This window comes from Rheinheimera sp. UJ51 (genome assembly GCF_020819615.1).
In the GTDB taxonomy this organism is placed as follows: domain Bacteria; phylum Pseudomonadota; class Gammaproteobacteria; order Enterobacterales; family Alteromonadaceae; genus Alishewanella; species Alishewanella maricola.
In genome coordinates this window covers 118,422-130,577 of the sequence record NZ_JAJHOG010000011.1, presented here as the reverse complement: position 1 = coordinate 130,577, position 12,156 = coordinate 118,422, and the positions used below count along the sequence as shown (strand labels likewise).

General features: G+C 45.8%; 10 protein-coding genes. 2 read left to right on the top strand and 8 right to left on the bottom strand.

The features are described 5' to 3' along the window. Positions 1-151: 151 nt before the first annotated feature. The 7 genes from argH to metB form a co-directional block, all read right to left on the bottom strand. Positions 152-1,537 carry an argininosuccinate lyase gene (argH, locus tag LMJ53_RS13705; RefSeq protein ID WP_229587516.1) on the bottom strand — a complete coding sequence of 462 codons (1,386 nt, stop codon included), beginning with the start codon at positions 1,535-1,537 and terminating at the stop codon, positions 152-154. A gap of 5 nt (positions 1,538-1,542) precedes the next feature. Then, entirely contained in the window at positions 1,543-2,757 is a 1,215-nt protein-coding gene (locus tag LMJ53_RS13700) for an argininosuccinate synthase (protein WP_226751057.1), read from the bottom strand. Positions 2,758-2,765: 8 nt separating this feature from the next. After that, positions 2,766-3,680 (bottom strand): ornithine carbamoyltransferase, encoded by a 915-nt coding sequence (locus LMJ53_RS13695; RefSeq protein ID WP_229587514.1) that lies wholly within the window; start codon positions 3,678-3,680, stop codon positions 2,766-2,768. Positions 3,681-3,743: 63 nt separating this feature from the next. Beyond that, on the bottom strand, positions 3,744-4,508 hold the full coding sequence (gene argB, locus LMJ53_RS13690) for an acetylglutamate kinase (RefSeq protein ID WP_229587512.1): 765 nt from the start codon (positions 4,506-4,508) through the stop codon (positions 3,744-3,746). Beyond that, positions 4,505-5,533 (bottom strand): N-acetyl-gamma-glutamyl-phosphate reductase, encoded by a 1,029-nt coding sequence (gene argC, locus LMJ53_RS13685; RefSeq protein WP_229587510.1) that lies wholly within the window; start codon positions 5,531-5,533, stop codon positions 4,505-4,507. Before argC ends, argB begins: the two co-directional genes overlap by 4 nt. A 121-nt stretch (positions 5,534-5,654) precedes the next feature. Next, complete coding sequence (locus LMJ53_RS13680) at positions 5,655-8,558, bottom strand: ligand-binding sensor domain-containing diguanylate cyclase (RefSeq protein WP_229587508.1); 2,904 nt, start codon at positions 8,556-8,558, stop codon at positions 5,655-5,657. A gap of 262 nt (positions 8,559-8,820) precedes the next feature. Continuing rightward, the gene (gene metB / locus LMJ53_RS13675; protein ID WP_229587506.1) at positions 8,821-9,993 is read right to left on the bottom strand and encodes a cystathionine gamma-synthase; all 1,173 of its coding nucleotides are present in this window, start codon (positions 9,991-9,993) and stop codon (positions 8,821-8,823) included. Positions 9,994-10,170: 177 nt separating this feature from the next. Here metB and metJ point away from each other — a divergent pair, with 177 nt between their 5' ends. Beyond that, positions 10,171-10,506, top strand: a complete 336-nt coding sequence (gene metJ / locus LMJ53_RS13670) for a met regulon transcriptional regulator MetJ (protein WP_226751051.1) — start codon at positions 10,171-10,173, stop codon at positions 10,504-10,506. A 40-nt stretch (positions 10,507-10,546) separates the two neighbouring features. On the opposite strand, the gene LMJ53_RS13665 is transcribed toward metJ, so the two are convergent. Then, positions 10,547-11,788: a malic enzyme-like NAD(P)-binding protein gene (locus LMJ53_RS13665; protein WP_226751050.1), complete on the bottom strand. Its 1,242-nt coding sequence runs from the start codon at positions 11,786-11,788 to the stop codon at positions 10,547-10,549. Positions 11,789-11,876: 88 nt separating this feature from the next. Between LMJ53_RS13665 and LMJ53_RS13660 the strand changes: the two genes are divergently transcribed. Beyond that, the gene (locus tag LMJ53_RS13660; RefSeq protein ID WP_229587504.1) at positions 11,877-12,068 is read left to right on the top strand and encodes a hypothetical protein; all 192 of its coding nucleotides are present in this window, start codon (positions 11,877-11,879) and stop codon (positions 12,066-12,068) included. Positions 12,069-12,156 lie beyond the last annotated feature (88 nt).

Sequence of the window (12,156 nt, the reverse complement as noted above, 5' to 3'; positions counted from 1 at the left end):
TGGCGTCCTACTTCTTACTACCTGGACGCCGAGAGCGATGTTATCCTCGCTGCCTAAAGTCGAGTAAGCAGAAATACCCTGTCCGAAAGAAAAATGCCGGCCAGCTTAACTGACCGGCATTAGGCGAAAGCCGGTTTTTTTTCAAGTGACCTTAGGCCAAAATACTATCCAACCAAGCTTGGCGCTCTTTTAACGCAGCCAATACGCGTTGTGGTGAAGTGCCACCATAAGCATTGCGCTTGGCTAAGCCGGCTTCGATGGTCAAAGCAGCAAACACATCATCACTGATCAGTTCACACACCTGCTGCATCTCTGCTAATGGCAGTGCTTCTAACGCAACCTTCGCCGCTGATGCCTTTAACACCAACTCGCCGGATAACTCATGCGCATCACGAAACGGAATACCCTTCGCCACCAGATAATCGGCTAAGTCAGTCGCATTGCTATAGCCGAGCTCTGCTGCTAAACGACATTGCGCTTCGTTTACCGACAAATGCGGCAATACGGTTGCCAGTACTAACAACGATTGCTGCCAGGTACTCATCAAGTCGAAAAAGCCTTGCTTATCTTCTTGCATGTCTTTGTTGTATGCCAGAGGTAAACCTTTAATGACATGCAAAATGGCCACTAAATGGCCCAAGACACGACCGGTTTTACCACGCAATAACTCAAATACATCGGGGTTTTTCTTTTGCGGCATTAAAGATGAGCCGCTACTGATCGCGTCACCCAATTTAAAGAAGCCCGCTTCGCCTGAGCAAAAGAAAATAACATCTTCTGACAAACGTGATAAATGCGTCATGCATAAGGTTGCGGCAGCGGATAACTCAACCACATAGTCGCGATCGGATACCGCATCTAAGCTGTTAGCTGCAGGTTCGGCAAAATCTAGGCGTTGTGCCAGTGTATGCCGATCCATTGCTACGCCCGTTCCGGCGAGTGCGCCACAACCTAGAGGACAACTGTCTAAACGTGCGACAGCATCATCCAATCGGCCCAGGTCACGTTTGAACATTTCTACATAGGCCAAGGCCCAGTGCGCCACTAATACCGGCTGTGCCCGCTGTAAGTGGGTAAAACCCGGCATCACTGCGGTTTCGGCGCGCTCAGCAAACACCAACAAGGCTTTTAACGCCGCCAGTAGTGATTGACGCACATGACCCGCATTTAAACGAGTCCAGAGCCGCAAGTCAGTTGCAACTAAGTCATTACGGCTGCGCCCCGTGTGTAATTTCTTCGCAACATTACCTAGCTTGGCCGTTAGTTGGGCTTCGACCCAACTATGAATATCTTCTTCTTGCGTTTGCAGCGGTAACTTAGGATCCGCTTCAATCGCTACAGCTAAGTCGGCCAGGCCGGCATCTAACTGCTGCGCTTCTTGCTGATTGATAATACCGGCTTGCAGCAAGCCCGCAGCCCAAGCACGGGATGCGGTAATATCTTGCAATGCAAGTTGATAATCAAAGCTCAACGAATCGTTGAACTCACGAAATTCTGCCAGTGTGGCCTCAGTAAAGCGCCCTCCCCACATAGCCATAATACTTAACCCTTGTTTGCGTGTAAGGCTCTGATCCGGCTAGCCAGACTGTATAATCTGATAAAGCCTTCAGCGTCTTTTTGGTTGTACACTTCATCACCTTCGAACGTGGCGAATGCTTCTGAGTACAAGCTGTTTGGTGAGCGACGTTTCGCTACCGTGACATTGCCTTTGTACAACTTTATCACAACATCACCGGTTAACTGTGACGCTAAAGAGGTTGCTGCGGCAAGTAAGGCGTCTTTTAATGGCGTGAACCAACGTCCATCATAAACCAGCTGCGCAAACTCTAGACCCACTTCTTCACGGTATTTCAGTGAAGTACGGTCATACACTAAGGCTTCTAAACCTTTTAACGCGGCTAATAAAATTGTACCGCCGGGTGTTTCATAACAACCCCGAGATTTCATGCCAACCAAACGGTTTTCAACGATATCGATACGGCCAACACCATGCTCAGAGCCGATATCATTCAGTAACTCAATGGCAGCAACCCCCCCCATCGCTTGACCATTGATGGTGGTTAATTCACCGGCTTCGAAACTTAACTCAACGTAAGCGGCTTGATCAGGAGCTTGTTCAGGTGATTTCGTCCACATCCAGATTTGATCTGAAGGCTCGTTCCACGGATTCTCAATTTCACCGCCTTCGTGTGAAATATGCCATAAGTTGGCATCACGGCTATAAATCTTGGTCGCTGAAGCGGTAGTCGGAATGTTTTTCTCAGCCAAGTAATTAAGCAGTGACTGACGAGAGTTAAATTCCCATTCACGCCATGGCGCGATCACTTTTAATTGTGGCGCTAACGCGGCAAAGGCCCCTTCAAAACGTACTTGGTCATTACCTTTACCCGTACAGCCGTGACATAACGCATCGGCACCTAATTCTAAGGCTAAATTAACTTGGGCACGCGCAATCACAGGGCGTGCCATAGAGGTTCCTAATAAATATTGGCCTTCATACACCGCACCGGTTTTTAACGTCGGGAAAATCACTTCATTGACTAGCTCTTCACGTAAGTCAACGATGTAGCAGCTGCTAGCACCTGATTTAATGGCTTTTTCTTCTACACCGGCAAGCTCTTCATCGCCTTGACCGACGTTAGCAACAAAGGCAATCACCTCGCAGTTATAATTATCCTTTAACCACGGCACGATAGCCGATGTATCTAAACCACCTGAATAGGCTAAAACTACCTTTTTAACGTTTTCAACGCTCATCATCAACCTCAACTAAATAAACTGACTAAAACGGCATTTTGTGCGTGCATGCGGTTTTCCGCTTGCTGCAATGCCAAAGAATGTTCACTGTCTAACACTTCACTGGTCACTTCGTGGCCACGATGTGCAGGTAAACAGTGCATAAAATGTTTTACCGCTAAACGCTGCATCACTGCAGTATTGATCTGATAGGGTGAAAAAATTTCAGTAATTAACGCAGGATCAGAACGGGTACCCATTGATAACCAAGTATCGGTATAGATCGCATCAGCACCGGCCGCAGAAGAAACATGCTGGCTCAATGTTAACTTGGCGCCACTGCGCTGCGCGATTTCTTGCGCTTTTAATAATACATGCGCATCAGGGCCAAAACCTTGTGGTGTGACCACCGTTAAGTCCATCCCCATGATCGCTGCACCTAACATCAAAGATTGGCAAACATTATTGCCATCGCCAACATAGGCTAAGTGTACTTGAGATAAATCGCCGTACTGCTCTTTTAATGTCAATAAATCGGCTAAGGCTTGGCACGGGTGATAAATATCACTTAACGCATTGATAACCGGTTTTTTACTGCTTAAAGCTAAACGCACCAGGGTTTTCTGTGAGTAAACACGCGCCACAATAGCATCGGTCCAGCATGCTAAGTTACTGCCGAAGTCTTCAACCGATTCACGCTCACCCATAGCGCCATTTTGCAAATCAAGATAGACACTATGGCCACCTAATTTGTGAATACCCACATCAAAGCTTACGCGGGTGCGTAACGAGGGCTTTTCAAACAGCAAAGCAATACTTCGCCCCTGCAAAGCATGTCGGTAATTTTTAGGTGATTGTTTGATATCTAAGGCGAGATCAAGCAGAGCAGACAATTGTTGTTGATCCAGTTCAGCTAAACATAGCAGCTGGGTTAATTTACTCATAGCACACGCGTTATCCGCTAAGCGGTATCCTTACTCAATGGCACCAAGCAATGGCGCCGTTAATTAATACAAAATGCAGGTGCCGACCGGCTTATCCTGCATCAAATTCATCAAATCGGCTGGGTTTTGCCAGCCCGCGACCACAATATTACTTTGCAACGCGGCCGCTGTTTCTAAAGCAGCATCTAACTTCACTTTCATGCCGCCTTTAATCACACCCTCAAGCACTAAGTTACTGGCTTGTTCGGCAGAAAGTTCGCTAATTAACTGCATATTGGCATCGAGAATGCCGGGAACGTCGGTTAATAACACCAATTGGCCTTTCACTAGCTGGCAAATAGCCGCTGCGGCTAAATCGGCATTCACATTTAACAACTGGCCATCGGCAGCAATGCCAATCGAGCTAAATACGGGGGTATAGCCTTGAGTTAATAACAACTCAATTAAGGTCGCATCGGCGGGTTTAACAATACCTACCGCACCAAGGCGCGTATTCACGGTAAATTGACAGGCATTACCCGCGGATAAATTTAAGCCAACTGGGAGCAAACCTTGCAACATGGCGCGGCTGACCATTTCAGCATTTACCGCGCCATCTAAAGCACCGGTTATCACAGGCATTTGTTCTGCCGGTGATACCCGTTGCCCATCAATTTTTTCTGTGACAAAACCAAACTTGCTCAGCCATTGATCAACCTGATCGCCACCACCGTGTACTAAAATGACCGGCCGTTGCTGCTTAATGTTGGCGCATACCGCTAATAAGGCATCTAACGCTTGCCTGTCTTGCAGTAAGCGGCCACCCATTTTTAATACTAGCGGTTTCATAGGCTGGCTCCTGCTAATAAACCCGCTGTCTCCGGTTTACCAAAACGCACATTTGCCGCCTGCATCGCTTGCGCGGCAGCACCTTTTAATAAGTTATCAATGGCTGACATAATGACTAATTGCTCACCATCTTGCTGCCAATACAAATCACAAAACGGTGTACCCGCCACATCGGCAACATTAGGAGAGTTCTTAGTAAAACGGATTAACGGCTTATTGGCATAAGCATGCTGAAAGGCTGCCGCAACTTGCTCAGCGCTCACGCCAGCTTTTAACGTAACAACGCAGGTTGCCAAAATGCCGCGCTTAAAATTACCCAGATGAGGGGTAAACACCACTTTGCGTCCCAGATTTTGTTCAATCTCTGGGCGGTGCCGGTGTTTAAAGAAACCATAAGCATTTAAACCGACTTCACAAAATGAAGTACTTAAGCTGGCTTTGCGGCCGGCACCCGAGACACCACTTGTTGCACTGATCACCGGAATGCAGTCTTGAGTCACTAAATCGGCTTTTAGCAGCGGTAATAACGCCAACGTACAAGCAGTAGGATAACAGCCAGGAACCGAGACTAAATCACCCAATGGGCTCGTTTGCCATTCCATTAAAGAATACACCGCTTGGGCTAATAACTCAGGATGTTGATGAGCGTAACCATAGTATTTCGGGTATAAGTCAGCTTGCTTTAAACGAAAGGCACCCGATAAATCCACAACCGCAATACCTTTTGCTAACAACAGCGGGGCAATAGCTTCACTGGCTTCATGTGGCAACGCCAAAAACGCGACCTGCACATCTAACGTCTCAACGCGCTCATCGGTCCAAGGCTCAACCATAATATCGACTTGCTGCTGAAAACGAGGATATAACTGGGCGAAAGGTTCACTACTGCGACCGGCCGATGCAAAAGCATAGCTCAGTTCAAAATAGGGGTTAGCGCATAACAAAGCACATAGCTCAGCACCACTGTATCCCGCTGCGCCGAGGACGGCACTGCGAATTTTAATGTTTTGTTGTTCAACGGACATGGAAAACTCTTAAAAGAAAAACTAGGCTACAAGTTATAGCACAATATGGCGCCTAGTGTAGAACGAAGGATATGCACAATCAAGAATTATTATGCTGTTTTTTTGAATTAATACCCAATATTTAACGCGTGTTATCAGCTAAGGCTAAGCGATTACGCCCTAATCTTTTCGCGTTATACAAGGCTTTATCGGCACTGACTAATAGTTGGGGTAATTCCAACTTATTATTCGTGGTTAAACCAATACTAATCGTGATATGCAAATCTGCAGCTAGATCAGTGAAGTTAAGTTTTTCTACTTTATGACGAAGGCGTTCACACACCTCTGAAGCATCCTGTAATGAAGTATCAGGTAACAACACCACAAATTCCTCGCCGCCCCAACGTGCAAGCATATCAACCGTCCGGCATTGCTGTTTTAACACTTCAGCCAAACGTTTCAGTACTTCATCACCTACCGCATGCGACAGTTGATCATTAACCCGCTTAAAATGATCAACATCTATTAATGCCAGACATAAAGTGGTGTGATTCCGCTGCGCGCGTTGATACTCATGCTGCAATTCTTCATCAAAGGCTCGGCGATTAGCCAAACCGGTTAAGGCATCTTGTCTCGCCAGTAATTGCAGTTCCGTTGTTTGCTCTGAGACTAATTTACGCAAACGTTGTTCAGTGTGTCTCAAACTCGACATACGCCAACGCACCAACATAATACTGAGTGTGGTGAGTAACAAGATAATGGCTAATTTAAACCACCAACGCTGCCAAAGATGTGGCAATAGCGTAAAGGTATAGACAGCTTCTTGCTTGCTCCACTCACCATCGGGATAACTGGCACTCACTAAAAAGCGATATTCGCCTGGTGGTAAGTTAGTGTACTCAGCGGTAATGGCGGTGCCACGCGCCACCCAATCACGATCAAAACCGTCTAACTTAGTGCGATACTGAATTCGCCCTGACATCACAAAACCCAAGCCTGCGTAACTAATTTCCAATCGATTGCTGCCTGCGGCGAGATTAGCTGGAGAATCTAAGGGTAAAGCTTGGCCATCGACATGCACTTTTTCAATGACTACTGGCGGAGCAATTTCAGCAAATTGCTGCAAGCGCTCAGGCTGAACCCGCGTAACGCCCATAGATGTGGCAAACCACACCGAACCATCATGGTGTAGTGCACCCGCTTTGGCAGAGCCGCCATTGGCTTGCGAGCTAATCATGCCATCGCTTTCACCATACAGTTCGACATTTAATGCACTACGCTTACCGGCTAAAAGCGCTAGGGCATGGCTGCGATTTAACCTTAAAATACCCCTATTACTGCTGATCCAAAAGGATCCTTGCTGGTCTTGAACTAACTCAAATATTTTATCAAACGGCATGCCTTGCCCTCGGCCAATAATCTGTATGTCATTGCGGGCTAGATGATAGGCCATCAGGCCACGATCCGTGGTGATCCATAAAATGTTAACTGGGGCATCATAGGTCATCCCAAAGGCATAGTGTGCATCATCATAGGCGGCTAAATTTAGTGTTCTCAGCTGCTCGTTTTCATAAACGGCCACACCATTGCCGGTACCAATAAAAATCCGCTGATCAGGTGCTTGAAACAGCGAGACAACAAACGAACTGGGTAAACCGTCAGCAACGTCTAAACTTAAAATACCATCATCCTTTACAAGACTGACACCATTAGACGTACCTACCCACATTTGACCGTTGCCCAGAGGTAAAATGGCGCGCACTTCATTGGCCGGTAAACCGTTCCCGGTATCATAATGGCGTCGGATTTGATCGTGTTGCAGTTCAATTAAACCATCGGCATAGGTACCCACTAACACCGTCTGATCTGGTCCTTCCGCTAGACTTAACACCGACTGCCCGACACTGACTGCCGATAAATCAATAATACTGAATGCACCATTACAAATACGGGTTAAACCGCGGCTGCTACCAACATACATGCAGCCATTGGAATGCGACAACACAGCACGGGTATAATTTCCGGCTAATCCGGCTTCGGTGGTCATGGTATTAAAAGGCGCATCTCTTAAACGAAAAATGCCGCCATTAGTGCCAACCCACAAATTACCTTCTTTGTCTTTTAACAAGGCTAAAATACGATTATTGGGTAAGCCCTGTCGCATATCTAAGGTTTCAGTAATACCGTTATGTTGGCGTAATAAGCCTCTATCGATAGTGCCAATCCAAAGAATGTCGGCATTATCCTGCAATATGGCCGACACTGGAACATTATCTAATAAAGTTAATGGTTTAGCTTGACTTGGCTGTGCCAGATAAAGGCCACGTTCTGTACCAACCAGTAACTCTGCTTGATGATTTAATTCCAAAGCAAATATCGGTACGCCATTAAATTCGTCAGCAGCAACCGGTTGAATTTGCAATTGTGCATCTAAGTAAACCAATCCATTCGCGGTGCCAACCCACAGCAAGCCCTTGGCGTCTTGTTGCAAACTGTGAATTTGGAGTGAGGGTAATCCATCGTCAAGCGTAAAATGTGTGCGTTTACCGGCAGCATCTTGCATGTAGAGGCCCTGCCCCTCAGTAGCAACCCATAATCGATCTTGATTATCCATAAACAAACGATTAATCAATTCACCAAAAGGGGGGAAAGCTTGCCATTGCCCATCTTGAACTTTAACCAACCCGCCCCGTGCACCACCTATCCACAAAACATTATGTTGATCTAAATGAAAAGTACGCACACCGACATCAGGCAAACCGGTTTGGGGGTTACGATCAAAAATGCGAAATTCGCGGCCGTTATAACGTGCAACGCCTTCCCAAGTCCCAAACCACATATAGCCATCAGGGGTTTGAGCTATGGCATTAATAGTGTTGTGCGGTAAACCGGCTCGAGTGTTAAGCGTTTCTTTAAAATAATTATCTAAGGTAGGAATATGCTTTGCAGCAGAAGCCGCCGCCGTATTAAAAAATACAGCACACAACAAAAAGCAGAAAAACTGATAAACATGTCGCCGATGCCGACACAGGCCCGATAAAAGCATGCAGAAATCCAATTCCTTGGCTGTAGCGTTAGCGCCTAGCTACTTATATGCTTTAGATTACCCGAATTTAATTAACAATGCCAAGCGTGTTACCTGCTTACGGAACTTGATTTTACGGTGAAAAGAAGCCAGCAAACATGAACTAAAATAAAGAAATCATTAAGTTAATGAATTTCAGATATTAGCGAGAGCACACAAAATATTAAAAATAACTTAGGCAACAGGCATTAAATCATCTGTTGCCTAAGCTCGAGGGTTTGTTTTAGTCAGCTAAACGCTGAGCAACCACATTTAGCGCTTGTTGCAAATCAGCACGTAAATCTGCCACATCTTCAATGCCTATTGATAACCGCACTAAGGTGGCAGCAATACCCGCTCGCTGCTGCGCTGCCGCATCCATCGAAGCATGTGTCATTGAAGCAGGATGACAGATTAAACTTTCAGTGCCTCCCAGTGATTGCGCCAAAGTAAAATAGTTTAAAGCATTGAAAAAATCTTTTAACAATGCCGCAGGGGCGTTCAACTCAAAACTACACATCGCCCCAAAACCCAATTGCTGCTCTTTAGCAATCTGATGCCCAGGATGAGTTGCCAGCCCGGGATAATACACTTTAGCGACTAAAGGATGCGCCGCTAAAAAATCGACCACTGCAGCCGTATTTTCTTGTTGCAGCTTTAAGCGCAAGTTTAACGTTCTTAAGCCTCGCAAGGTAAGATAGGCATCAAATGCTCCACCGGTTAAGCCTAAACAGTTTCCCCACCATTTTAATTCTTCGCCAACCGCCAGATCCTTAGCAATCAGGGCACCGCCGATAATATCAGAGTGGCCATTGATAAATTTCGTCGTCGAGTGTATGACTAAATCTGCACCTAAGGAGAGGGGCTGCTGCAATACCGGCGATAAAAAGGTGTTATCCACCACCACTTTGGCTTTGAGGCTGGCCGCTAACTGACAAACCGCCCGCACATCGGTAATTTGCAGTAATGGGTTACTCGGTGTTTCTAACCAAATCATGCTGGCTTGGCTTAACCGTAGCTGCTCGGCCCAATCGGCATCTTGAAAATTGATAATCTGTAATTTAAAAGCCTGCTTCTTTTGCGCCAAATTGGTAAATAATCGATAACTACCACCATAACAATCATGCGGGATCACTAAGGTGTTAGAGGGGGTCAGTAATTGCAGTGCTAACAAACAAGCTGACATACCCGTATTGGTAATAATCGCTTTAGCACCGCCTTCAAGTTCGGCTAGCGCCTCCCCTAGTACATCGCGGGTAGGGTTATTAGAACGTGAATAATCATAAGGACCTGGCTGCCCTAATGCCGGAAGTTGATAAGTTGAAGTGAGGTAAATCGGTGGTGTCACTGCACCAAAGGCGGTATCTTCCGCAATACCCGCTCGAGCAACGATAGTCGCTGGATGACGCTTGGTCATAATACGCCCTTTTGGATGTTTAGATGTCTAAAAAGTATAATGCGTTAACACTGGAAGTCAAACCATTTAGCCGTCTATAATGTTTATTTGTTGCACAGTGTTTGACTGTAACAGAGAAAACAGTAGAATTTCGCACTTGCGCGAGCAATTTCTCTCGACCAATAACAAGGGACCCTTATGGCTAAGTGGAATGGTGAGTATGCTCACCCTTACGCGGAACACGGTAAAAAATCAGAACAAGTTAAAAAGATTACCGTATCGATCCCGCTGAATGTTTTAAAAGTGCTAACTGACGAACGCACTCGCCGCCAAGTGAACAACTTACGGCATGCTACAAATAGTGAGTTATTGTGCGAAGCCTTTTTGCACGCCTTTACTGGCCAGCCGTTACCGGCTGATGACGATCTACGTAAAGATAATCCGCATCAAATTCCTGCTGAAGTTCGGCAGATTTTGACCAGCATGGGTAAACCCATCCCAGTCATCATTGAAGCAGAAAACGACGAAGAATAAAAAAACCGCCAATAGGCGGTTTTTTTATAAGTGGCACAGCTTACTTATAGTAATTATCAGGCAGTGGTAAACGAGCAACGCCCGAGTTTACCGCAGCTTCTGCCACAGCGCGTGCTACACGAGGCAACAATCTCGGATCCATCGGTTTTGGAATAATATAAGATTTACCAAACTCTAAAGCAGACACGTCAGCCGCCGCCAAAACTTCTGCTGGTACGGGCTCTTTAGCAATTGAGCGGATCGCTTCTACTGCTGCAAGTTTCATTGCGTCATTGATTTCACTGGCACGCACGTCTAAAGCACCACGGAAAATAAACGGGAAGCACAAGACATTATTCACTTGATTAGGGTAATCAGAGCGACCTGTTGCCATGATCAGATCTTGTCGAGCCGCGTGTGCGAGCTCAGGCTTAATTTCTGGATCAGGGTTTGAACAAGCAAAAATTACGGGCTTATCTGCCATTAACATTAATGCTTCTGCTGGCAACACATCGGGGCCCGATACACCAACAAATACATCCGCCCCTTGTAAAGCATCTTCTAAAGTCCGTTTATCGGTATTATTGGCAAATAACGATTTATATTGGTTTAAATCTTCGCGCCGAGCATGGATCACCCCTTTGGTATCCAACATATAGATATGCTCACGCATGGCACCGCATTTAATTAATAACTCCATGCAAGCAATAGCCGCAGCACCCGCGCCCATACAAACGATAATGGCGTGTTTAATATCCTTACCTTGGATTTCTAACGCATTAAGCATACCGGCAGCAGTGACTATTGCCGTACCATGTTGATCATCATGAAACACCGGGATGTTGCAGCGTTTGATTAACTCTTTTTCTATTTCAAAACATTCTGGCGCTTTAATATCTTCTAAATTAATCCCGCCAAAGGTATCGGCAATATTGGCAACAGTCGTTATAAACTCTTCCGTTGTGCGATGTGACACTTCAATATCAATCGAATCTAAGTTGGCAAAGCGTTTAAACAACAAGGCTTTACCTTCCATCACCGGTTTTGATGCTAAATGCCCGAGATTACCCAAACCTAAAATCGCAGTACCGTTAGAAATCACGGCGACTAAGTTACCTTTAGCGGTATATTTATACACATTGTCTGGATCAGCGGCAATTTCACGAACGGGCTCCGCCACACCGGGGCTGTAAGCTAGCGCAAGATCACGGACGGTTTCAGCCGGTTTGCTAATTTCAATACTAATTTTTCCTGGGCGGGGTTCGGCATGATAGCGAAGTGCCTGTTCTCTGAAATCTGTCATTCTAATTGTCCTGGAGTAAGGTAAGCGGCGACAGGCTGCAATTATGCTTATTATTGTTTCACAGCAAGCCAGATGAAGGCTCATTTTAATGAGCTCTTTAATAGAAGAACACCAATTTGTTGCTGGACCTACCAGCCTAAGCAAGTATGACCACCCTCTTGTTGATATTTTCTTCTCCTCTTATAGCAAGAAATGCGCTAGCCATAAAGAAGCCTATACACTTAAAACCCAATCTCTTGCTGAGTATTTATGTGTTGAACTAGTCACCACCAATATTTAACATAAATAAAACAATTTACCGTTAATTTTGGCTACATCCCTTGACCGTCATTAAAATATCACTACAATAACTGGTAAATATTTAGTTA